20 protein-coding genes are annotated in these 23,405 nt (G+C 66.5%); 10 read left to right on the top strand and 10 right to left on the bottom strand.

The genetic code is table 11. The annotated features are described in order from the left end of the window. The first annotated feature begins 58 nt into the window (after positions 1-58). A complete protein-coding gene (locus tag QMF22_RS12025; protein WP_283453860.1) occupies positions 59-916 on the top strand; it encodes a phosphatase PAP2 family protein in 858 nt (285 codons plus the stop codon). On the opposite strand, the gene QMF22_RS12030 is transcribed toward QMF22_RS12025, so the two are convergent. Both QMF22_RS12030 and QMF22_RS12035 read right to left on the bottom strand, forming a co-directional pair. Beyond that, on the bottom strand, positions 809-1,612 hold the full coding sequence (locus QMF22_RS12030) for a DUF1206 domain-containing protein (RefSeq protein ID WP_283454099.1): 804 nt from the start codon (positions 1,610-1,612) through the stop codon (positions 809-811). The genes QMF22_RS12025 and QMF22_RS12030 overlap by 108 nt on opposite strands. Positions 1,613-1,718: 106 nt before the next feature. Next, positions 1,719-2,153: a VOC family protein gene (locus QMF22_RS12035; RefSeq protein WP_283453862.1), complete on the bottom strand. Its 435-nt coding sequence runs from the start codon at positions 2,151-2,153 to the stop codon at positions 1,719-1,721. Between the two features lie 150 nt (positions 2,154-2,303). On the opposite strand from QMF22_RS12035, the gene QMF22_RS12040 reads away from it, so the two are divergent. Next, the gene (locus tag QMF22_RS12040; protein WP_283453864.1) at positions 2,304-2,612 is read left to right on the top strand and encodes a hypothetical protein; all 309 of its coding nucleotides are present in this window, start codon (positions 2,304-2,306) and stop codon (positions 2,610-2,612) included. A 49-nt stretch (positions 2,613-2,661) separates the two neighbouring features. Then, a complete protein-coding gene (locus QMF22_RS12045; protein ID WP_283453865.1) occupies positions 2,662-3,663 on the top strand; it encodes a glutathione S-transferase family protein in 1,002 nt (333 codons plus the stop codon). A gap of 31 nt (positions 3,664-3,694) precedes the next feature. Here QMF22_RS12045 and ligD read toward each other — a convergent pair whose 3' ends face one another. Then, positions 3,695-4,717 carry a non-homologous end-joining DNA ligase gene (gene ligD / locus QMF22_RS12050; RefSeq protein WP_283453868.1) on the bottom strand — a complete coding sequence of 341 codons (1,023 nt, stop codon included), beginning with the start codon at positions 4,715-4,717 and terminating at the stop codon, positions 3,695-3,697. 78 nt (positions 4,718-4,795) lie between these two features. On the opposite strand from ligD, the gene QMF22_RS12055 reads away from it, so the two are divergent. From QMF22_RS12055 to QMF22_RS12070, 4 genes are all read left to right on the top strand, one after another. Further along, positions 4,796-5,425 carry a Pr6Pr family membrane protein gene (locus QMF22_RS12055; RefSeq protein ID WP_283453870.1) on the top strand — a complete coding sequence of 210 codons (630 nt, stop codon included), beginning with the start codon at positions 4,796-4,798 and terminating at the stop codon, positions 5,423-5,425. A 52-nt stretch (positions 5,426-5,477) separates the two neighbouring features. Next, on the top strand, positions 5,478-6,731 hold the full coding sequence (locus QMF22_RS12060; RefSeq protein ID WP_283453872.1) for an MFS transporter: 1,254 nt from the start codon (positions 5,478-5,480) through the stop codon (positions 6,729-6,731). A 37-nt stretch (positions 6,732-6,768) separates the two neighbouring features. Then, positions 6,769-7,257, top strand: a complete 489-nt coding sequence (locus QMF22_RS12065) for a DUF427 domain-containing protein (protein WP_283453874.1) — start codon at positions 6,769-6,771, stop codon at positions 7,255-7,257. Between the two features lie 110 nt (positions 7,258-7,367). Then, entirely contained in the window at positions 7,368-7,685 is a 318-nt protein-coding gene (locus QMF22_RS12070; RefSeq protein WP_283453876.1) for a DUF6457 domain-containing protein, read from the top strand. An 18-nt stretch (positions 7,686-7,703) separates the two neighbouring features. Here the strand turns inward: QMF22_RS12070 and QMF22_RS12075 are convergent, their stop codons facing one another. After that, the gene (locus QMF22_RS12075; protein WP_283453878.1) at positions 7,704-10,001 is read right to left on the bottom strand and encodes an FdhF/YdeP family oxidoreductase; all 2,298 of its coding nucleotides are present in this window, start codon (positions 9,999-10,001) and stop codon (positions 7,704-7,706) included. A 153-nt stretch (positions 10,002-10,154) separates the two neighbouring features. Between QMF22_RS12075 and QMF22_RS12080 the strand changes: the two genes are divergently transcribed. Next, positions 10,155-10,319 (top strand): DUF8730 family Cys-rich protein, encoded by a 165-nt coding sequence (locus QMF22_RS12080; RefSeq protein WP_166784319.1) that lies wholly within the window; start codon positions 10,155-10,157, stop codon positions 10,317-10,319. 108 nt (positions 10,320-10,427) lie between these two features. Here QMF22_RS12080 and QMF22_RS12085 read toward each other — a convergent pair whose 3' ends face one another. Continuing rightward, positions 10,428-11,045, bottom strand: coding sequence for a hypothetical protein (locus QMF22_RS12085; protein ID WP_283453882.1), 618 nt, complete (start codon positions 11,043-11,045; stop codon positions 10,428-10,430). A gap of 181 nt (positions 11,046-11,226) precedes the next feature. Between QMF22_RS12085 and QMF22_RS12090 the strand changes: the two genes are divergently transcribed. Then, a complete protein-coding gene (locus QMF22_RS12090) occupies positions 11,227-11,853 on the top strand; it encodes a hypothetical protein (protein WP_283453884.1) in 627 nt (208 codons plus the stop codon). A gap of 33 nt (positions 11,854-11,886) precedes the next feature. On the opposite strand, the gene QMF22_RS12095 is transcribed toward QMF22_RS12090, so the two are convergent. The 5 genes from QMF22_RS12095 to QMF22_RS12115 form a co-directional block, all read right to left on the bottom strand. Further along, positions 11,887-15,258, bottom strand: coding sequence for an ATP-binding protein (locus tag QMF22_RS12095; RefSeq protein ID WP_283453886.1), 3,372 nt, complete (start codon positions 15,256-15,258; stop codon positions 11,887-11,889). Then, positions 15,255-15,962 (bottom strand): DUF4194 domain-containing protein, encoded by a 708-nt coding sequence (locus QMF22_RS12100; protein ID WP_283453889.1) that lies wholly within the window; start codon positions 15,960-15,962, stop codon positions 15,255-15,257. The genes QMF22_RS12095 and QMF22_RS12100 overlap by 4 nt, the downstream gene beginning before the upstream one ends. After that, positions 15,955-17,484, bottom strand: a complete 1,530-nt coding sequence (locus tag QMF22_RS12105; RefSeq protein WP_283453890.1) for a DUF3375 domain-containing protein — start codon at positions 17,482-17,484, stop codon at positions 15,955-15,957. The genes QMF22_RS12100 and QMF22_RS12105 overlap by 8 nt, the downstream gene beginning before the upstream one ends. 57 nt (positions 17,485-17,541) lie before the next feature. Then, a complete protein-coding gene (locus QMF22_RS12110) occupies positions 17,542-19,650 on the bottom strand; it encodes a S9 family peptidase (protein ID WP_283453892.1) in 2,109 nt (702 codons plus the stop codon). A gap of 137 nt (positions 19,651-19,787) precedes the next feature. Further along, positions 19,788-22,019, bottom strand: a complete 2,232-nt coding sequence (locus QMF22_RS12115; protein ID WP_502846948.1) for a HelD family protein — start codon at positions 22,017-22,019, stop codon at positions 19,788-19,790. A 183-nt stretch (positions 22,020-22,202) separates the two neighbouring features. On the opposite strand from QMF22_RS12115, the gene QMF22_RS12120 reads away from it, so the two are divergent. Then, a complete protein-coding gene (locus QMF22_RS12120; RefSeq protein ID WP_283453897.1) occupies positions 22,203-23,402 on the top strand; it encodes a MalY/PatB family protein in 1,200 nt (399 codons plus the stop codon). Positions 23,403-23,405: the final 3 nt, after the last annotated feature.

Genomic DNA, 23,405 nt, shown 5'->3' on the forward strand with positions numbered 1-23,405 from the left:
AGTGTGGCGCGACTGCAGATCGAGAGCCGACACACACCCCAACCCGAAAGGACCGCAGATGAGCGAGCTCCGGAGCGAGCCGGTCTGGCGCACCCGCTACGAGAAATTCGTCGCCGACACCCGAGCACTCTCGGCGGCCCAGCGTCGGCGCCTGAGCCTGATCTCGATGACCCTCGTCGGCGTTGGCGTCGTGCTCTTCATCTGCGTACTCGTCGACGTGCTGCAACCCGACCGTTCAGCAATCTACGACTCGCCGATTCGCCTGTGGCTCGTGGGCGAACGGTCGCCGACCCTGACAGTCGTCATGATCGCCCTGGCGATCGTGTTCGGCCCGGTCGCCCTGCCGATCATCGTGCTGGTGCTCGCCGTCGTCTGGGGCGTGACTGGCAAACATGCCTGGCGGCCGCTCGTACTCGCCGCGGCCATGCTCACCGGGGTGCTGCTGGCGCAGATCCTGGCGCCACTGGTCGCCCGCAGCCGACCGCCGGTCGAGCTGATGCTATTCGGCGCGGATCACTCGTTCTCGTTTCCGTCGGGGCACGTGCTCGGCGCGGCCGACTTCGTGCTCGTGCTCACCTATCTGATCGTGTCGCGGCGAAGTAGCCGCCGAAACGTCATCGTGGGCTTCAGCGTGGCCTTGGTCTGCATCGTGCTCGCCGCTACCAGTCGCCTCTATCTTGGTTACCACTGGACGACGGATGCCCTCGCCTCACTCGCGATCTCGTTCGTGGTGCTCGGCGCAGTGATCGCCTGGGATACCCGTCACGCCCACCGTTCACTGCAGGCGAGAACACTGCGAACGACTTCGCTACAGCCGGGCGCGGCGGGCCCGAACAAAGCAGTAGGCACCGTAACTGATGAGGCCAAGACCGATCAAAATCAACGCGATCGTGCCGTAGGGCAGGGCGGCGAGTGATTTGAGGGCCCCATCGAGTCCGGTGGACTTGCTGGCGTCGTGGGTGAGCGCAGCGGCACCGATGAGGATCGCGACCACGCCGAGGGCGATGCCCTTGGCGATGTAACCGACCACGCCGAGCACGATGACCGCGCGGCCGACCGTTCCGCCCGGCACGGCCAGGTCGGACCGGAACTTCTGCGCGGCACCCTTGTAGATGAAATAGCCCGCAACGCCGAGCACGGCCACTCCCGCCAGGAACAGCACGACGACTCCGCCCGGAGTGGCCAACAGCGATGAACTCGCACTCTGGGTGCTGCCGGCGGAACTGGCCGAGCCACCCTGCGCGAAGGTCAGCGCGGTGGCGCCGAGAGCAAAGTACACGATGGCTTTGGCGAAGTTCGCGACTCGACGTGACCACGTGCGTTTGGGATCGCCGTGCATCACGAATGCCGAGATGACCAGCCACAGCCCGAGGGCGAACAGGCCGACCACGACGGTCCAGAGCAGGAACACACCGCCCGGGCTCGACGCCACCTGGCCGAGCGCCCCGCTCTGGTCAGCCGAGCCACCGCCGGCCCCGACCGCGACGGTGATCGCGATCGAACCGATGAGAATGTGCAGCAGCCCGTTGACGGCGAAACCCAGCCGTGCCAGCAGTTGCAGTGCCGAACTGTTGCTCGCTTCACGAGCGAGGTGTGTCGCCGATGCATTCATCACGGGCTCAGCATAGGTCGAAACGCACGCTCGCGCGGAGAAACTTCTTCGCTGCTTTACGAAATCAGCACCGAGCGATAGCGTCCCACAACGCTGAATCGCGGGGCTAGGAGGCAGCCGCCGACGCGCTGTCTGCGCCCGCGATGTTGACCATCCAGTTAGTGCCGAACTTGTCGACCAGCATGCCGAAGCTGTCACCCCAAGGTGCTCTGCTGAGCGGCATGGTCGCGGTGCCACCGTCGAGCAACTTCTCCCAGTATCCGGTCAGTTCGGCTTCATCGTCTCCGCTGAGGGAGACGGTGACGCTGCTGCTGGTGGGGAGTTCCATACTGCTCGGGGTGTCAGAAGCCATGAGCGAGAAACCGCTGGTAGTGGTCAGTTCCGAGTGCATGATCTTGTCCTTCTCGGCCGGATCTTCGCTCGCGTTGAATTCACCGAAGGTGCTGCGGGTGACCTCTCCGCCGAAGACACTCTGGTAGAAGTCCATGGCTTCGCGAGCGTTGTCACGAAATCCGAGGTAGGGGTTGAGACGACTGCTCATGGTGGTTCTCCTTAGTTCTTGTGTCGGGGTAGTCCTGTGATTATCGCCCGGATCAGTCAACAGCACGCAGGTCGGGCCACGAATTCTTCCGGTCAGGGACGCGGGATTGCCCTGCGTGCTCGCGGTGCGGTAGCGGGTACAGTAACGGGCATGAAGCTGATTGCCATCGACCCGCCCACCCGCAGTTTTTCGCGCTGGCTGACCGACGAAGAGATCGGCCGCGTGATCGCCGCCAAGCGCGGCTGGCGTCAGGCACCCGACGGCAGCGTACAGGCCGGCAAGATTCGCAAGACCCGCATCAGCGCATCACTTGACCAGCTCGGTGCCGCCGCCGTCGACCGCGGCTGGGCCAGCCGGCCCCGGGTCGAGCCGAGCGACAGCAGCGGGCCCACCCACATGATGTGGGGCATCATCGATGCGCGCACCGATGCCGAGATCCTGGCCGAACTCACGGCCTGACCACGAGGCTTGACCTACAACGCGGCTCGGCAGCGCGTAGCGTGGGTACATGAGTCTGAATCCCAGTTACATCACTCCCGGCCTGGATTTCAACCGCGACACCAACTACATCGAAGACCGCATCACCCAGGACGGCCGCGATGGCTGGCCGGTCGAACCTGGCCGCTACCGCCTGGTCGCGGCCCGTGCCTGCCCATGGGCGAACCGCACCACGATCGTGCGTCGGCTGCTTGGCCTCGAGGGTGTCATCTCGCTCGGCCTGCCGGGCCCCACCCACGATAGGAACAGCTGGACCTTTGACCTCGATCCCGGCGGCGTCGACCCGGTACTCGGCATCGAACGCCTGCAACAGGCGTTCTTCGCCCGCTTTCCCGACTACCCGCGCGGCATCACCGTGCCAGCGATCGTCGATGTGCCCACGGGCAAGGTCGTCACCAACAACTACCCGCAGATCACCCTCGACTTCGAGACCGAGTGGACGGCGTATCACCGCCCCGGCGCTCCCGACCTCTACCCGGAAGCGCTGCGAGCCGAAATCGACGAGGTCGCCGATCTCATCTTTCACGACGTGAACAACGGCGTCTACAAGTGCGGGTTCGCCGGGAGCCAGAAATCGTACGAGCGGGCCTACGACGCTCTGTTCGCCCGGCTGGACTGGCTCGAACAGCGCCTGACCGGGCAGCGGTATCTCGTGGGCGACACGATCACCGAGGCGGACATCCGCTTGTTCACCACGCTCGCACGGTTCGACGCGGTCTATCACGGCCATTTCAAGTGCAATCGCAACAAGCTCAGCGAGATGCCGGTGCTCTGGGCCTACGCCCGCGACCTGTTCCAGACCCCGGGGTTCGGCGACACGATCGACTTCGACCAGATCAAGAGGCACTACTACGTGACGCACGTGGACATCAACCCCAGCGGCATCGTGCCCAAGGGACCGGATACCGCCGCCTGGCTGGCCCCGCACGCCCGCGCTGACCTCGGCGGGCACCCCTTCGGCGCCGGCACCGCGCCGGAGCCGCCGTTGCCATTCGAGCGCATAGCGAACTGACGCGGGCTCGGGCGCCGGGCTCGGCGGCAGGCTAGTCGGGCTTCCTGGCGCGACTCGGCTGCACCCGCGGCGGCTCCCCCGGCATCTTCGGAAAGTCCGGCGGAAACGGCAGTTCGCCGAGCCCGTTAGCCAGATCGCGTTCCCACCACGAATACAGGGTGTCGATGGTGCCAGGCTGATCATGCATAATCGCCCACGGGTCTCCCTGGCCCCGCAGCCGATCCGGAACCGTCAGAATCGTGAAGGCACGCGGGTCGGCGCCGGCCAATTCGTCCGACTCCAGCGGGCAGGAGACCGGAGCGTGCGGCAGCGGCCGGGGGCTATAGGCGCCGGCCATGGTGCGATCGCGGTTGGCCTGGTTGTAGTCGATGAAGATACGCTCGCCGCGCTCTTCCTTCCACCAGTTCGTGGTGACCTTCTCGGGCATCCGTCGTTCCAGCTCGCGCGCGCCGGCAATGACGGCGTGCCGCACGTCGAGAAATTCGTGGGTCGGGGTGATCGGCGCAAAGACGTGCAGACCGCGATTACCGGATGTCTTCACAAACGCCGTCAGGCCGGCTTCGGCGAGCAGGTTCTTCAGTTCCACGGCGACCGGAACGGTATCGGCGAAGTCCGTGCCCGGCTGCGGATCCAGGTCGATGCGCAGTTCGTCGGGATTATCGGGGAGTTCGGCCCTGGACGGCCACGGGTGGAACACGATCGTGTTCATCTGCACCGCCCACACCACTGCGGCCAATTCGTCGATCACGAGTTGCGGATGCGTGCGCCCGCTCGGGTAGACCACGGGCACGGCCCGCACATAGTCCGGAGCGCCCTTAGGCGGGTTCTTGGAGAAGAATTGCTCCCCGTCGATGCCGCCACTCAAGCGCTGCAGCGACACCGGACGGTCACCGTTGGCCCCAACAAACGCCTCCCCCACGTCGATGAAGTACCGGGCGAGGTCGAGTTTGGTGATTCCCGGCTCGGGCCAGAGCACCCGGGCCGGGCTCGACAGCCGCACCTCGCGCGCACCGTGCGGGCCGTCGACCGTCAGATTTACCGCATCAGAACTCATGGGCACACTGTAGCCAGATTCGCCCCACTAGGATGCAACCAGCCAATTGGGGCAACTACGCATGAATCGGTGAGTCACATGGACAAGCTTTTCGGCATCATTCGCCTTGTCGCCGCGATGGCCGTCGTCGCCGCCATAGTCGGTCAATTCGCCTATTCGGCCGGGCAGACGGCGATCAACCCGTTCAATTTCTTCGGCTACTTCACCATTCAAAGCAACATCATCGGACTGGTAGCGTGGGCGGCTTCGGCCCGGTTTATCCTGGCCGGCCGCGCGCAGCCTCAGTGGGCCATCTACCTGCGCGCCCTCGCCACCACGGTGCTGGCCATCGTTGGAGTCGTCTATAACACCCTGCTCGCCAATGCCGGGCTGAACTCCTTCAACCTGCAGTGGTACAACGACATTCTGCACATCATCATTCCGATCTACGCCGTACTGGACTGGATCCTGCTGGCAGATCGCCCCCGCCTGCCGCTTCGCCGACTCTGGCTGCTGCTGATCTACCCGATCGTGTGGCTCGCCGTCATGCTCGTGCGCGGTGCCACCGACGGCTTCGTGCCGTACCCGTTTCTCGATCCGGCCTCCGGCTACGGCTCGGTCGCGCTGTACTGCGTGCTGATCGCCGTGGCCACCGTGCTGGTCGGTGCCGGCGTGTACTGGCTCGGAGGACTCCGCACGCTGAGCCCGCGCGACGCCGCGCAACCATAGCCCGCGCAGCCGCGTACTCTGAACGAGTGCCCCCAGTCCTGACCACCCGCAGATGACGCCCGCGCACCCGGGCCGGGCGGCGGCATCCGCGAGCTGGAACGGACACTCGCACGGCAGCTCCGACTACCGCAAACTGCTCGCCGGACTGTTCTTTGCCGGCATCGCCACGTTCGCCCAGCTCTACTCGCCCCAGGCTGTGCTCGCCCAGATCGCCGGCGACGTGGGGGTCAGCGCAGCGGATGCCGCCCTCGTCATCTCCGCATCGACGCTCGGCCTGGCCATCGGCGTGATTCCCTGGTCGCTCGTAGCCGACCGGCTCGGCCGGGTGCGGGCCATGTCGATCGCGGTGATCGCTGCCACGGTGTTCGGACTGCTGGTGCCGTTCGCGCCCACCTACTCGCTGTTACTCACCGGCCGTTTCGTCGAAGGGTTGATGCTCGGCGGGGTCCCGGCGATCGCGATCGCCTACCTCAGCGAGGAGATCGAACCAAGGCACGCCGCCCGTGCGGCGGGCACCTACGTCGCCGGCACCTCGATCGGTGGACTGCTCGGGCGTCTCGTGGCCGGGCCGGTCACCGAACTGACCACCTGGCGGGTCGGCGTCTTCACCGTCGGCGTGCTCTGCGCGGTGTCGGCCGTGCTGTTCATCAGTCTGATTCCGGCGCCTCGCGGTTTTGTGCCGCGCCGGGCACGCGAACGCGGCACGGATCTCAGCCTGGTCAGACTACTCGGCGCCAACCTCACGTCACCGCGCCTGCTCGCACTCTATGCCCAGGGGTTTCTGCTGATGGGCGGGTTCGTTGCCCTCTACAACTACCTCGGTTTTCGCCTAGCCCACGACCCTTTCAACCTTCCACAAGCCCTGATCAGTCTCGTCTTCGTGGCCTACCTCGCCGGCACCTGGTCGTCGGCCCAAGCCGGCATCCTGGCTGCCCGATACGGACGCTGGTCGATTCTGCTCGGCTCGCTCGCCTGCATGACAGTGGGCGTGCTTCTGACCCTGTCGAGCGTGCTTGTGGTCGTTCTGCTCGGCCTCGTGCTGGCCACGGCCGGATTTTTTGCCGCGCACGCCGTGGCCTCCGGGTGGACCGGCGCCGAGGCCACGGTCGGTCGCGCCCAGGCATCATCGCTGTACAACCTGTCCTACTACGCCGGATCGAGCCTGTTCGGCTGGCTGGGCGGCGTGTTCTTCGTGCAGTGGGGCTGGGGCGGCACGGTCGGCATGGTCGCCGGTCTCGCGGTGCTGGCCGCAGCGCTGACCGCTGTCGCTCTGCGCCCCCGAAACCCCCCGCCCCCACAGAACTGACAGCTGACTTCGCAGGTTACCGTTCTAGCATCGGCTCATGAATGAGCAAGTGAAACGCGATCCCCTCCGCCCGGGCCAGGAATCCGTCTGGGACTATCCGCGCCCGCCGCGCGTCGAACACACCGGTGAGCACGTCACGATCGAACTCGACGGCCTGACGATCGCCGACACAACCGACGTGGTTCGGGTGCTGGAAACCAGCCATCCCCCGGTGTACTACCTGCCGCGCACGGCGTTCGCCCCTGGCCTGCTGCAACCCGCACCGGGCCACAGCTACTGCGAATTCAAGGGCGTCGCCGGCTACCTCACCGTCGGTTCAAGTACCCGGGCCGCCTGGTTCTATCCCACGCCGACCGCAGGCTTCGAAACGCTGGCGGACCGGGTGGCGATCTACCCGGGAGCCATGGCACGCTGCACCGTTGACGGTGAAACCGTCCGGGCGCAGGAGGGTGACTACTACGGCGGCTGGATCACGGCAAAAATCGCCGGACCATTCAAGGGGGCCGCGGGCACGTTGGGTTGGTAACGCGCGGTCGGCACTATTTCGTTGCACAGAAATTCTCCGGCGAGGGTACCCTCAGATCAGCTAAGTCAGATGCATCCGACACGTGAGACCCGACAACTCAAGGAGCTGCTGTGACGCATAACGCCGTGGACGAAGAGATCCTCCAGCAGTGGACCCGCCGGCTCAGCCAGGCTCTGCAGATTCTGGACCTGGAACTGGACAACCACCTCATGCTCAACGTCGCCGATGAGGCTGCTCACGCTGTCAGCCCCATGGCCGCCCCGATCACCACCTTCGTCGTCGGCTATGCCGCAGGCCTCGCCGCGGGTAATTCGACGATAGCCTCGCAGTTAGCGATCGCCCGGGCGGCGGAGGTCGTGCTCGACGTCTGCCGGCAGCCGGCAGATGAGAACCCCGACACGGCCGGCTGGGTCAATACTGCTCAGTAACCATGAGCACACTAGCTTTCACGACTGGGCAGCACGCTCCAATCGAATGATGACGGCCTTTGACACCGGCGTGTTACTGCCATCGGCAACGCTGTCGAGCGGCACCAGCACGTTCGCCTCCGGATAGTACGCGGCAGCGCAGCCGCGCGGCGTCGGGTAGGCGACCAGCCGGTAGCCGCGCAGCACCCGGTCGACGTTGTCGCTGAACTCGCTGTGCACATCGACCAGGTCGCCGTCATTGAAGCCGAGATTGATCAGGTCCTTCTTGTTGATGAAGACCACATGCCGACCCTTCTTGATGCCGCGGTAGCGATCATCCAGGCCGTAGATGGTGGTGTTGAACTGGTCGTGACTGCGCAGCGTCTGCAGCACGAGGCGCCCGGGCGGCACCTCGAGGTGTTCCAGCGTGTTCGTGGTCAGCATGGCCTTGCCGGTGGGGGTATTGAAGGTGCGGGAGTCGCGCGGGCCGTTCGGCAGCACGAAACCGCCCTCCTGCCGGATGCGCTCGTTGTAGTTTTCGCAGCCGTCCACGACGTGCGAGATATGCTCGCGAATCAGGTCGTAGTCAGCCTCGAAACCGGCCCAGTCCACCGCCACCTTGTCGGCGAGAACGGCGCTAGCCAGGCGCGAGATGATGGCGACCTCGGAGAGCAGGTTCGGGGACACCGGCTTGAGCTTGCCCCAGGACGGATGCACCGCGCAGACCGAATCCTCGACCGAGACGAACTGCTCCCCACTGGCCTGCTCGTCAATCTCGGTGCGGCCCATGGTCGGCAAAATCAGCGCCTCCTCGCCGGTCACGGCGTGCGAACGGTTGAGCTTGGTGGAAATCTGCACGCTCATCTCCGTGCGGGCCATGGCGGTCTCGGCGATGCCGGTGTCGCTCATGGCGGCGACGAAATTGCCGCCAAGGCCCATCCACACCTTCATCTTTCCGTCCCGCATGGCGCGGACCCCGTCGACGGAGTCCACACCGTGCTCGCGCGGCGGATTGAAGCCGAACTCTTTTTCCAGGGCGTCGAGGAAGGCCGGCGGCATCTGCTCCCAGATGCCCATGGTGCGGTCGCCCTGCACGTTGCTGTGGCCGCGAATCGGCGAGGCGCCGGCGCCGGGCTTGCCGATGTTGCCACGCAACAGCAGCAGGTTGATGATCTCCTTGATGGTCTCGACTCCCTTTTTCTGTTGGGTGAGCCCCATCGCCCAGGTGATGATCACCCGATCGGCGCTGATATACCGCTCGGCCAGTTCATCGATTTGGGCCGAGCGGAGGCCCGTCGCGGCCAGCACGATCCGCTCGTCCAGCTGGGCAAGATGCTCGCGCAATTCGGCCAGTCCGTGACAGTGTTCGTCGAGGAAGGCCTGGTCCAGCACGGTTCCGGGGCTGGCATCTTCGGCGTCGAGAACCCGTTTGGAGACGGCCTGAAGCAGCGCCATGTCACCGCCGATGCGGATCTGCAGAAACTGGTCGGCAATGTCGGTGCCGTGGCCGATGACCCCGCGCACCCGCTGTGGGTTCTTGTAGCGGCGCAGGCCGGCCTCGGGCAGCGGGTTGACCGCGACGATCTGGGCGCCGGCATCCTTCGCCTCTTCGAGCGCGGTGAGCATGCGCGGATGGTTGGTACCGGGGTTCTGCCCCATGATGATGATCAGGTCGGACTTGCCGAAGTCGTCATAGCTGATGGTGCTCTTGCCGATGCCGACGGTCTGGCCCATGGCCCAGCCGGTGGACTCGTGACACATGTTGGAACAGTCCGGCAGATTGTTGGTGCCGTAGGCGCGAGCGAACAGTTGGTAGGCGAACGCGGCCTCGTTGGACGCGCGACCGCTGGTGTAGAACGCGGCCTGGTCGGGCGAGTCCAGCGCATTGAGCTTCGCGGCGATGACACGAAACGCTTCGGGCCAGCTGACCGGGCGGTAGTGGTCGCTGCCGGCTGGTTTGTAGACCGGTTCGACCAACCGGCCCTGCATGCCGAGCCAGTATTCGCTCTTCTCGCGCAGGTCGGCGAGCGAGTGCTCGGCCCAGAAGCTGGTCGGGATGGTGATCGGGGTCGCCTCCCAGGTGACCGCTTTGGCGCCGTTCTCGCAGAATTCGAAGGCCTTACGATGGTCGGGGTCTGGCCAGGCACAGCTCATGCAGTCGAACCCGTCTTTCTGGTTCATCGACAGCAGCGCCCGCATGCCCCGCACAGCGCCCATCTGGGTGATCGCCGGCTCCATCGAGTGCAGCACGCCGGGTACGCCGGCGGCCCAGGCCTTGGAGTGTGTGACCTCGATGTCGTCGTCGGTGACATCGTTGATAGGAGGTTCACTGCTCATACTGCACCGCTCTCGATCTGTCCCGCCGGCCACGTGGTCGACGCTGGCACGATACACCGACCGGGGTGGAAGCATCCGTTCGTCTCATGTGAATTCGCTGTATACCCCCACGGGTATACTGTGGAGATACTTCCCCAACGAAAGGCACCCACCATGTGCAGAGCCGTCACCTGCAAGACCTGTCAAAAGACCACCTGGGCCGGCTGCGGCCAGCATGTCGACCAGGTCATGAAGGGCGTGCCACGCAACCAGCGCTGCGAGGGACACGTGAAGGAGAAGTCCACCGGCGGCTTCTTCGCTCGCCTGCTCGGCCGCTGACGAATGAGCGCGCCCGATAATATCGGTACGCACTAGGTAACGGGCGTAGCGGCTACCCAGATCGGGAGAGGTCAGGCCCAGGTGGCGACATTCAGGCCGCCCAGGACGTTAGAGCGCCGTCTGGACCGGACTCGACCGCAACCACATGCCAGAGGCCGGGTGAAACGGCAGCAGCATGTGCAGCAGCAGCCCGGACAGCGCGGTGAACGTCACCGCACCAATCACACCGAAATTGGTGAACTGGGCCTCGACGTTCACTCCCGCCAGGGTCGTCAGGGTCCAGCCGAGCGCCCAGAGCACGGCCACGCCGAGAGCCCATAGCCAGCGTCGCCGGGCGCGGGACGGCAGTGCGACAGCCTGCGCCGCCCCGAGCACGAGCCCGGTGATCGCTCCCATCAGGGCGAGTTCGGCCAGGGTCGTTCGGTAATTCACCACGGTCGAGCCGAGCAGTAGTCCCAGGCCCATGCCGATCGCGGTGAGCGGAATCCAGATGAGGGGGTTGAGACGTCGCCGGCTGGTCAGCACCTGCCCGACGCCGATCACTACGCCGCAGACCGCCCCGCCGATCAGGGCAGACACCGGATTACTGACCCGTCCGCCCACCGCCGTACCGGCCAGGCCGGCGATCGGAAACGCCAGTACCCCGACCAGCCAGAGCAGCCAGGTGGACAGAAATGTTGGGTTGCGAAAACTGGGATTGCGGTGAAATCGCCGCTGTCGGGTCATGGATCGGCTCCATCGTCGGTGTCCGATCGAAGGCGGGTCCCCGGCCCTCGATACGCAGTCATGTTACGCCGGGCCGATGGTGGTCGGAAGCTGTGAGTATCGTTGACTGCGGCGCGACAATCGTGCACAGCATCCGTTCTGACTTCTCACTGCGGTGCCGGACCGGATCGAAAGGCAGGCCATGGGCCGTACGAACACTCCCCACGGCGATCCTCAAAATGCTGTCTCCGTGCCGCCGGTGAGCCCGGGGCGACGCGAGCCCGGCGAGCAGGTCTATCGATTCAGCAGCACCACGATCGCCAGGTGGAGGCGGATACTGGTCTGGTCGATTCCCGGATTGATCGGGCTCGGCGTGTTCGTACTGGCCGTGAACTGGCTCATCGGCTCGGTATTCTTCGACGCAGACGCGGGAAGCAGCATCGGTTTCATCATCGGCGCCGCCATAGTGTCCGCCGGATTCATTTTGCCGCTGCTGGGTGCCGCAATTTTCGGCGGAGAGTCGTTAGTGCGCGGTGGCGGAGTTGTCGGCGGGCTGCTGGTGGTCGGCATGCTGACCACGGCCACTGGATCAGCACTGGAGCAGGAGCATTGGCGATTTTGGGGCATCGTCATAATCGTGGCCGGGGCCGTCGGCTTCTTCATACTGGGTTTCATCCGCCGGGTCCCGATATGGATCGGTGGTGTCTTCCGAATACGACGCGCGGAGGTTTCCGACGGCATCCTGCCGGGCGAATCATCGCCCGGAGTGCTTCGTGCGGACAGGTTCAAAACCGACGAGGCTGACCGGCCAGACAAGCACCGGAAGTAGCGCCGGGTCTGCCGGCCGCTGCCGCAGCCCGGCCTACGCCGCCGAATCCACCGGCGAAGCCAGCGGCGTGATGTAGGAATAGCCGGTAGCCGTGTTCTTGGTGATCGAAAGCATGAGCTGCATGTGCGGTTCCAGTGCGGTGACCTTGTCGAGCGGGGCTCCGACAATGAGCTGAAAGCCGAGACCCTTCCAGGCGGCCACGGCGCGGCCGGCAAACTCGGCGTCGGATTTTACGAATCCCTCGTCGAGGAAGACCGGGGCGAAGCGCGGCCGGGTACGGCTCTCGTCGCCGAGCTGAAAACGCAGGGCAGCGCCGACAATGAACGCCACGAGCTCCTGCGACTCGCCACCGCTCTTGCCGCCGAGTGAGGAGTAAGTGCTGACCGCGGCGCCCTCCGGTGTGACGCGCACGGCGGTGATCTCCACGTGCTGCCGCACGTCGAGCAGCAGGTCCCGCTGCGAGGGCGTTTCAGCGGTGCCGCGACGGATCAGGCCCATGAACTGCTGCAGCCGGGTGAATCGGTCTTCGGTCTCGTCATCGGTGAATTGCTCCGTCGCACCCGAGGAGAGCACCTTGAGCTCCTTGCGGAACGCGGCCGCGTCATCGCGGTGCAGACGCCGCAGCGCAATCTGCAGCCGGTCGCGGGTCGCACCGAACGGCAGCGTCGCGAGGATCTCATTGATCGGCCGCAGCCGGTCTTCGATTTCTTCGATCGCCGTGTTGAAGGCGCCGGTGAGCGGCACGAGGTCCTGCCCGCTCCACGCCGACAGCCGCCGTTTCCATTCCTGGCGGCGTTCGGACAGGCCGAGGGTGCGGATGGCGTCGAGGATGTCGGTGTAGCTCGTGACCGATTCGAGTGCGACACCGATATTCGGGTCGGGCCAGCGGGCCTGGTAGGCCGAGAAGATGCCGATCATGGTGGCACGATCGCGGGCTGCTCGGTCGCGATCCTGCGCCGACTGGTCGATCAGCCGTTCACGCAGGCGCTTCAGGCCGCCGGCAAAACCGGCGAGGTCGTTCCGTTCGGTGACCAGCGCGAACTGTTCGTCCAGGTGTGCGGCGTGCTCCTCAGACAGAGTTAGGGCCTCGCCCCGTTCGATCTGCTCGAGTCGGTCGTTCACCGTGTCCTGCGCGTCGACGATGCTGCCCTGCTCCTCGCCCAGCACCGAACCGACCCCGTCGGCGGTGTGCTTGAGTTTCTGGGCAGCGTCGAGTTCGAGGGCGAGCCGGCCCTCTTCGTCGCTCAGGGCGCGCAGAATATCGCTGCCGGAGCGCATCCGCTCGTATTCGGATTTCTTGTCGGCAATGCGCGCGGCGGCGGCATCGACGTCGATCGACGACCAGTCCGTGTCGAAAATGTGCTGGTGAGCGGCCTGCTGTAGGCGCAGCTCACCCAGTTGCGCCGACACAGCGGATGCCCGCCCCGCGACAGCATCTGCCGCCAACCCCTGCGCGGCCAGCTCCACCGCAATGTCGTCCAGCCGAGCCCGGCTGGTAAACCCGATGATCGATTTCTGGCCGCTGTTCGCGCCGTGGGCTCCGCGGGAACCGTTTCGGGTTTGCCCGCTCGGGGTTACCCGTGCACCCCCACCACCCAACTCGGACGGGTCAGCCACGCACAACGCGTCAAGATTGGACGATCGAAGGCGCGCCTGCACCCAGCTGCTGAACGGGGAATCCTTCACGTCGAGCTTGCCCGACAGGTACCGGGCGTCGCCGGCCACGGCCTCGTGCGGCTTCAGCGCCACCCCCTCGAAGTGGATGCGCAGCGGCAGCTGCATCGGGTCGATCGCCGCGCTCAGGTGCGCGAGCCGCGTTTCGTCAACGAGCAACACGCGCACGACCGACGACAGCGTCACCTCGGCGGCCTGCCGCCACGCTTCTTCACCCGCAGCGAGGTCGATGAGTTCGGCCACGAACGGCAACTCCTCGGCGCCAATGCCGGCGGCCTCGGCGATCAGCAGCCGCGCCTGGTGAAGCGACTGGGGCACCAGGCTTTCGCGCCCGGTCAAAAACGCGCGCTCCTGTTTGAGTGAACGGATGCCCTCCTCCACCGGGTACGCCTCGCGTTGCAGTGCCGAGCGGGTCTCCTCCAGGGCGGCTTCGGCTTCGGCGAAACCAGCGGCAAACCGGTCAGCGCCCTGCTGGGCGGCTGCGAAGGTGGCGGCGGAATCGATCGGCACGGCCAAAACCTTGACCCGGTCGTCGAAGCCGGCGCGCTCACGAGCAACGTCGTCGTGCTGGTCGCCGAGGTGCACGAGTTCGGTCTGCAGGCGTTCGAGCACGTCGCCGCCGTTGTCGCGCTGCTGCTGTTGCAGCGTAGCCAAGCGAGTCTTGAGCGCGGTCTCCGCGTCGCGGGCCTCGACCTGGGCGGCCTGGCTGTCACGGCGGGCGGCCCGGTTGGTATCGGCGGCGGCCTCGAGCAGGGTCTGCTCGGTCAGCAGCTGCCAGAGCACGAACGGTGTGTCCCCGGCGCGGTGAACGCCAAAGGTGTCGACCAGGTCGGCCTTGGCGGTGGCCGTTCCGTAGGCCTGGTTCAGGTCTGGCAGGCGTTCGAGCACCTGGGCTTTCTGGGCCTCGGTGACCATGGCGCCGTAGGAGCGTTCGAGGTCTTCGAAGTGGTCGACCGCTTTATCGGCGGCGGCGAACGTCGCCGGCTCTTCGAGCACCATCGACTTGTAGAGTCCGTCGACTGTTTTCACCTGCTGCCCGGCCTGAATGCGGGCGAGCAGGCGCAGCGCTTTGCCACCCTCGCCGTTCGCGCCGATTCCCAGCCGGGTGTACAGGGTCTGGGCGAACGCCGCATAGGTGTCGAACACGTCGAGGCCCTCGAACCGGGCCTTGAGGGCCCGCTTGTCAAACCGGTTCTCGGCGCAGGAGGCGAGGTCGCGCAGGTCGAGGGATCCGTCTGTGGTGGCCATTTTCATGGTGACGTCGGCGAATTTGTGGGAACCGCGCGGCACGAAGTAGGCGCGCAGCACGGTGAACCGGCGCTCGTTGTCGTCGATCAGGGTTAGGGCGATGGCGCCCCAGGTGGCCTCGTGTGCGCCGCGCAACACCTGGTCGGTGAGTTCGCCGGTGGCGGCTTCCCGGTTGGCGTCGGTCTTGCCGCGCAGGTAGGTCATCAGGTTGCGCTGGTCGACGCTGCGCGCGCGGCCGGAACCGGCGTCGTTCGAGGCACCGTTGAACGGGGTGTCCGAGGGCATCATCAGGGCCAGATATGCGTCGAGCAGGCTGCTCTTGCCGGTTCCGGACGCACCGGAGACGAGCGTGGCCTGCACCGCGAAATCGATCTCGTGGTGGCCGTGAAAACCGCCCCAGTTCACCAGTTGCATCGATTCGGCCCGCCACTGGGTGGTGCCCTCGGTGGCGCCGTCAATGTAGAACAGCGGGGAATCGTTCATACGAGCAGCTCCTGGTGCGAGGCGGTTAGCGATGGGTCGTCGTGGACGGCGTCGCCGTTTTCTTGGCGCAGCCAGTCGAGCAGTTCGCCGAGGCGTTCCACCGACAGGAGCACCTCGATCACCGCCGAGACGCGAAACCGGTCGGGGTCGCTGGTCTTCAGCAGCACCCGCGCCTTGGCGAGGCTGTCGACCGCGGCCGACGCCCTGCGGGCATCGCCGGAGAGGTCGGTGGCGTAGTCCGGGCGAAAATGCGCGACGTTCTCCACCAGGTTCTCCCGGTCGACGAGCACGATCTCCTGGCCGCCTGCCCGTTCGCTTCGAAACCGCTGGCGCAGCAGCACGAGCAAAATGGTCTCTTCGCGGGTGTACGCAACGTCGTGCAGCAGCGTGGGAAACCGCTCGCCGCCCTCGGCGACCGCCTGGCGTTTGAACGCGACCTCGTAGTGCAGGTCAACCTCCAGGTCGAGAAACACGTCGTTGAGGCGCGACTTGAGCAGGCTCTGCGAGGCGAGCAGCGTCTGCCATTCGGCCGGCTGCAGGGCGGCCGAGATATAGCGGTGCTTCAGCAACAGCACGAGGGTGCGGCGCTGCTCGACACTGAGCCCGCCCTCATCGCCCTCGAACAGCGACAGGCTCAGCGGGTCGCTATCGATCCCGATGTCCTCCAGGTCGCGCGCCAGGTCGTCCGTCAATGCGTCATTCATGCTGGTATCCCAAATTCTGGGCGGCCAGGGCCGCCGCGTCGTCGTCGGTCAGAATGCGGCGCGGTACGTCGAAGAGCCGCACCGAGCCATCCGGTCGCACCGTTTCGAAGCTTTCCAGACCGGCCGAATCGGCTGTCGGGCTCAGCTGGGCGGCCAGCTGCAGCAGGCCGAGAATCTCTACCGGCCGGCGCAGACTCCCGTCGAACCCGTTGAACAAGCCACCAACGGATGCCGCCGCCTCCTCACCGGAACCACCCGCGAACGCCGCCACGAGGGCGTCGCGCAGTTCTTCGAGCAGCGGCCCGCCCTGCTGGCGCAGGTCACCCAGGCTCGGGGCTGCCGGTGCAGTCGAGGAGACGTCGGCCAGCGCGGGCGGGGCCCGATGGGCGACCGGGTCGTAGAACCGCTCGCGCAGATGTTCGACCTCGAGGGTGCCGGGCATGAGCTCTGCGGTGACGGTGGACCGGGGCCCAGCGGTCTGCATCCAGGTCGCGAGTTCGCGGTTGATGTCACGCAGCACTCGTTCTAGCTCGCGGTCTTTCACGACGTCGTGGTTGACGATGTGTTCGCGCAGGGTGGTCGTGAGTCCCTTGCGCTGGGTGAGCACGTCGTCGATGCCTTTGCGCAGCAGCGTCACCGTGCTCATGAAGCTGCGACGTTCGCCAGAGCTCAGTTCCAGGGCGAACGGATGCAGCAGAATCGTCTCGAGGTCGGCCTTCAGCCCCTGCATGAGCGTGTCGTTGCGCAGCAGGGTGAACGCGCCCTCAAAGGCTCGGCCCTCCGCGGTCGACGACATGAGGGCATCCGTTTTGGCGAGGTAGTCGTCGAGAACCTCGCTGATCGGTCGTTCCTCGCCGCGAAAGTCGCTGACGATCTGCCGGTGCATGGCCGCGACGGATTCTTCGACCCGTTTGAAGTCGCTCGGCAACTGCTGAATGAGGTCGATGAGGTTGGCGTAGCCCTCGTGCATCTGCTCGTTCGACGCGGCTGCGATGTCGCCGCCTCCGGCCAGGCGGTCGCGCTCGCTGGTCAGCTCGTCGATCTGCTGGTCGAGGCGGCGCACCCGCTCTTCGCGGTCGGGGTTGGCCTCCGTGGCCCGGTGGCGCACGGTGTCGACGATGGTGCTGAGTCGGGATTCGCTGATCAGCGCCCGATCCCGGGCGAGACCATCAACGAGCAGCAGGGCTTCGAGGGCGTGGCTGGTGAGCGAGTAGTGCTCCTCCTTGCCGGTTTCATCAGCCGTGTCGCGCACTTCGCGGTACAGCCAGAGGTCGTTCATCCACTGCACGCACAGGGCGCGGCCGGTTTTCTCTGGGGCGTCGATGCCGGTGCTGCGGAGGTCGGCGAGGTAGGCATCCACCTGGGTGTGCAGCAGTTCGCACGGCACGCTGCGTCGGTCCCGGCTGAACGAGCTCTTGAACACGGCGAGCACGAACGGCGCCCACTTGCGGTCGAGCAGGCGCAGGGTGGGTTTGTCGAAGGCTTCGCGCACCCGCGCCAATTCGCTCGCAATATCACTCAATAGCTGGTTCCTCTCCAGCTGTCCACTTTAACCGAAACTCTCGGCCGGATCGTACGCTCAGCCGAGCAGGCGCGGCCGCTTCCAGTCGGCGCCGTGCACGTGCTGGTCGAGGAACGCGAACACGGTCTCGTACCAGATCACCGCGTGCTGCGGCTTCAACACCCAGTGGTTCTCATCGGGAAAGTACAGGAACTTGTGCGCGGTGCTGCCGTCGGAATTGGCGTGGTGCTCGGCCAGTTCCGACCACAGCCGCAGGCTCTCGCCGATCGGCACCCGGTAGTCGTGGTCGCCGTGAATGACCAGCATCGGCGTGACGATGTCGCGCACCGCCTGGTGTGGCGAGTTGTCGATCATGCCCTGCGCCGAGAAGATGCTCTGCCAGTACTCGGAGTTATCGGTCGTGCCGTTGAACTGGTCGAGCGACCACAGGCTCGCGTGGCTGACGATGGCGCGGAATCGGTCGGTGTGTCCGGCGACCCAGTTGGCCATGTAGCCGCCGAAAGATCCGCCCATCGCCGCGGTCAGGGACTCGTCGATCTCGGGGAGCGCTTCGGCGGCATCCGTGATCGCGAGCAGGTCGGTGTACGGCTTAGCACCCCAGGCGTTCCAGCCGCGCGCGATGAAATCCAGGCCGTAGCCGGTCGAGAGCGCCGGGTCGGGCAGCAGTACCGCGTAGCCGCGGGCCACGGCGAGCAGCGGGCTCCACCGCCAGCTCCACGCGTTCCAGCTGTTCAGCGGGCCGCCGTGAATCCAGAGCAACAGCGGCACCGGATGCTCCGCCGACGCTCCCGCAGGCAGCAACAGCCAGGCGCGCACCCTCGCCCCGTCGTCGGCCACGGTCTCGACCTCGGTGATCGTGCCGGGGACCTCGGGCAGTGCGGCCGGGGTGGCGAGCGCGGTGATGACCCCGGAGCGGCTGAGGCGCACCGGATGCGCCGGCGTGATCCAAGAGGAACGCAGAGCCACCATATCGCCGGTCTGGGCGTCGACCGAGACGTTGGTGTAGCTGAAGTCGTCGGTCGTGAGCTGTTCGGGCGCGCCGCCGTCGAGCGGCACCCGAAAAATCGGTCCGCGGCCGTCGTGGTCGGCGGTGACGATGAGGGCCTCGCACGCGTCGGTCGGCGAGTCGGTCGGCGCGTCGAAGACCAGACTCGACGGCCAGCGGTCCCACTCGGCGGCGAGGCGACGCGGGTGGCCGCCGTCGAGGTCGGCGACCCATATCTCTTGATCGGCCGGACCCTCCGGCGTACTGACAGCGGAACGCACGAAGGCGATCCGACGGCCGTCCAGGCTCACGGCCGGCGACTCGAAGTCGACCTTCGGTTCGTCGAACAGGGTGGTCTGCGTGCCGGTCGCGACGTCGATGGACACTAGAACGTACCGACCGGAACGCTGCTCGGCCACCCGCAACGCCACGATGAGCGTGGATCCGTCGGGGGTCAGGGCCTGGCCGGCGGTATCCATGGTGCGGCCGGGGGTGGGCGTGAGGTCTCGGGGACGCGGGAGATCGGCGGGGTAGTGGGCGGGGGCATCCGCTTCGCCGTTGATGGTGGGGGCCGCGATCGTGTCGTGCAGGTCGGCGAGGTCGAGCGCGAGCAGGTGCGGCTCCGCAGGGCCAAGGTCGTGGTCCCAGTAGCGCACCGGATAGCTCTCGTGCAGAATGGCCGCGACCTTCTTCTCGGTGCGTTCCTTGCGAGCGGCGCCTTCAGCTTCGAGGTCGGCGGCGGTCGGCAACAGGTCCGCGGCGATCACGAGGGAGTTGGCCGCGGTCGCCACCGCGGCGATACCGGACACTCCCCCGGCGAGGCGCGTGATCGCGCGGGCTTCACCGCCGGCGGCGGGCAGTAGCCAGAGCTGGGCGGCCTCGGCGTCTTTGTCGGCAGCTGCAGTGTCGGGCCGGCCGGACACGAACAAAACGTCGCCGGCGGCGGTGAACGCGGCCTGCGATTCGCCCTTGGCCGACCGGGTCAGGCGGGTCGGCGCGCCGCTGCCGTCAACGGCCACCGACCAGAGCGCGCGCTCGTAGCTGGTCTGATCGCGAGTGAGGGTGGCGACGGTGAGCACGACGCGGTGCCCGTCGGGCGAGAGCGCGAGACCCTCCACGCGGGGCAGCGCGATGTACTCGTCGAGGCTGGAAAAGGGCGTGGGCTGAGACTCCAATGTCATGCTTCCACGGTAGCGGTCGCCCGTGGAGTGCACGACGAGCGCGGTACGGACCCGCGGAAAAAGCGTCCGAGGAAGTCAGCCGGGCGATGATCCGGTCGGTTTTCAGCCGATTCTCCGCGGCTGCGCACATCCCAGGCTTACTGGTTACCGAGCGGCGCGTCGCCGACCAGGTAGAGCCGCTGCGTGGCCCGGGTCATCGCGACATACAACGCCCCGGCGCCCCGATCGGACGCCGCGAGAATGGCCGCCGGGTCGACGACAATCACAGCGTCGAACTCGAGCCCCTTGGCGTCCTGCGGGGTGAGCAGCGCAATCTCTCGGCTCAGGCCGAGCGCCCCGACGCCAATCAAATCGCCGAATTCGACGCGCAGGGTGGCTTCGAGCTCATCGAGCCCGGCGTCGACCACGATCACGGCGAGGGTGCCACCGGCGGCGAGCGCGCGGTCGCTGCGCACCGCCACCGCGGCATCCGCTACCGTTTCGACCGGCCACTCACTCGACCGCACCGTGCGCGACGGCGTGATCGACAAGCCGTGTGAGAGCGCCACCGTTTCGGCCGCCGTGGCGATCTGGCTCGGGGTGCGATAGTTCACGGTGAGCTCTTCGAGCCGCCAACGGTCGGCTTCGGGCGAGCCCTCGAGCACCGGCTGCAACGCCTCTTTCCAGCTAGCGGATGCCGCGGCGCTCGCCGCCTGCGCGATGTCACCGACGATCGTGAACGACCGGCGCGGTCCGCGCCGCAGCACCAGGCGCCACTGCATCGGGGAGAGTTCCTGGGCTTCGTCGATGACGACGTGGCCGTAAGTCCAGCTGCGATCCCGGGCGGCGCGCTCCGACGTCGTCGAACGCTCGTCAAGTTCGGCACTGCGAGCAGCGAGTTCCTTGGCGCTGACCAGGCCTTTCACCTGCATGTTCTCGATGGCCGTTTCGGCGTTTTCCACGTCGCGCTTTCGCTGTTCCTTGAGCGCGCGCTTTTTCGCCTGGTCGACGTCGTTGTACTCGCCGAGCAGTTCGGCGGCCTCGTCGAGCAGTGGAACGTCGGCGATCGTGAATTCGGCGTCGCGCGGGCGCGCCAAGAGTTTGCGCTGGGCGAATCGCCAACGCGGAGTCAGCTCTTCCAGCCATTGCGGCCGCGCATAGAGGTCCTGTAGTAGTTTCTGCGGGGTCAGCGGCAGCCACGCAGTGTTGAGCGCGACTCGCACATCGTCGGCCAGGCGCAGGTCTTCGCGCAGCATCGGCAGGTCGGTGTCGTCCATCGACCGGCCCTGCTTCTGCAGCTGCTCGAGCCAGACCCGGGAAAGCGCGTTGATGGCGGTCTTCACGAACGTCACGCGGGCCTCGTTGTGGGTTTTTCCGGTGCCGCGGGCCCGCGCGATCGCGTGGGCCACGAGTTCGGGCTGCAGCACGATGCGGTCGCCGTTCACAACGAGCACCTGCGGAACGGCGGGGGTGCGCTGCCGGGAGTGCACGGCCCGCGCGATCAGATCGGCCATGAAGGTCTGGCCCTTGAGAGCGGCGACGGCGGGGGCATCCGTTTTTGTGGCGTCGATGCCGGGAAAGAGCTGGCCGACCGTGTTGAGCACAACGCCGGTCTCGCCGAGCGAGGGCAGCACGGCTTCGATGTACTGCAGGAACGACGGTGTCGGGCCGATGATGAGCACACCGCTGTCGCGCAGGCGATCCCGGTGCGTGTAGAGCAGGTAGGCGGCGCGGTGCAGGGCCACGGCGGTCTTGCCCGTGCCCGGGCCACCCTGCACGACCAGAACACCGGCCAGCTCCGAGCGGATGATGCGGTCCTGCTCCGCCTGAATGGTCGAGACGATGTCGGACATGTGCCCGGTGCGCTGCGCGGTGAGGGCCGCGAGCAGGGCGCCCTCGCCCTGGTGCGCGCTGGCCGAAGGGTCAGCGAGCAGGGCGGCATCGAGGATCTCATCTTCAATCCGGATGATGCTGCGCCCCTTGGACAGCAGATGGCGGCGGGCGCGCGCGCCGAGCGGGGTGGCGGCGGTGGCCTGGTAGAAGGCGCTCGCCTGCGGTACCCGCCAGTCCAACAGCAGGGGCTTGTGGTCTTCGTCGCGCAGTCCGACCCTGCCGATATACCGGTAGACGGAATCACCGGAGTCGTCGGGAATCGTCTCGAGCCGTCCGAAGGCGAGCCGGTCGTCGACCTCGCGCAGTTGCACGATGCGGTCCTCATAGAGGCGGGCAAAGGTGTCGCGTTCGCTGCGGGATTGGTGGTTGCCACCGACATCGAGACGGCGCACCGCTTTCAGCTGGCCCTCGGCCTCTGTCGCTAGCGCGTCCAGCCGCGCGTACAGGCCCTGGACATAGTTCTGTTCCCGAACAAGCTCCTGGTCGATCACGGACACCCCTTAAACCGAAGTCCCTAGTTTAGTCGCGGTCAGTGTGGGCCTTGCTGCATGCGACGGCCCCGGATTCAGCCGCGCGCGAACGGTCACGGGCGCGAACCGCGGGGCCGGCGGCATCCGCTCATGTGTCGAATATTTACGGACCTGTTCGCTTATTCAGGGCGGCAGGAACATGCTGTGGTCATGTCAGTCATCAAGGTCGCACCGCTGGAGCATATCCGGCGCGAGCGCAGCAGCATCAAGTGGACTCGGTTTCCCGCCGACGTACTTCCCTTGTTTGTTGCCGAGATGGACTATCCCCTGGCTCCGGCGATTGTGGCCACCCTCGTTGAGCGCGTGCAGGCTTCCGACACCGGCTACCTCGACGGCCCCGGTCCGCTCGCTCCGACTTTCGCCGCGTTCGCGCTCGACCGCTGGGGCTGGTTCGTGGACCCCACCCACGTGCACCTCGCGACCGACGTGAGTGTCGGCATCGTCGAAGCGCTGCGCCTGGCCGTACCGCCCGGTGGGCGGGTGGCGATCACGCCGCCGGTCTATCCGCCGTTCTACGAACTCGTCGAAGAGGCCCTGGCTACCGTCATTGAGACCCCGCTAATCGAGCACGGTGACACCTGGCTGTTCGACTTCGCCGCCCTGGAGCGCAGTTTCGCGTTCGGCATCGATGCCTTCCTGCTCTGCAACCCGCACAACCCGCACGGAATCGTCTGGGCCCCGGGCACCCTCGAAGAACTCGCCCGGCTCGCGGCTCGCTACGACGTGTTCGTGATCTCCGATGAGATCCACGCGCCGCTCACCTACCCCGGCGCGACCTTCACTCCGTTCGCGCCGCTCGCCCTCGCCGCCGGTGCCCGCGCGGTCACGGTGACCAGCGCGAGCAAGGGCTGGAACGTGGCCGGACTCAAATGCGCCATCGTGATCGCAGCTGACGAGGCGACCAACGAGCTGCTGAACCTTCTGCCCGAGGAAGTCGCCTGTCGTACCAGCATCCTCGGCCTGCACGCGAACATCGCGGCGTTCGGTTGTACCGACTGGCTCGACAGTGCCATCGATCAAATTGTCGCCAACGATCTGCTGCTTTCTGAACTGCTCCGCGAACACCTGCCCGCCGTGATCTATCACCGGCCGCGCGCCAGCTATCTTGCCTGGATGGATCTTCGCCACGTCGGCCTTGGGGACAACCCTTACCAGCGCATTCTCGACGACGCCCGCGTAGCCCTCAACAGCGGTGAGTCCTTCGGGCTCGGCGGAGCGGGCTTCGCCCGCCTCAACCTGGCTTGCTCGCCGGCTACCCTGCGCGAGGCCGTCGCCCGCATCGCGGCGCTCGTCGCGCGGGTCGCCGCCGAGAAGTCCGCCCCGCCGCCGCCGGGCGAGGCGGCCGCCTGATGC

The sequence above is a fragment of the Cryobacterium sp. PH31-L1 genome, assembly GCF_030063145.1.
Taxonomy (GTDB): domain Bacteria; phylum Actinomycetota; class Actinomycetes; order Actinomycetales; family Microbacteriaceae; genus Cryobacterium.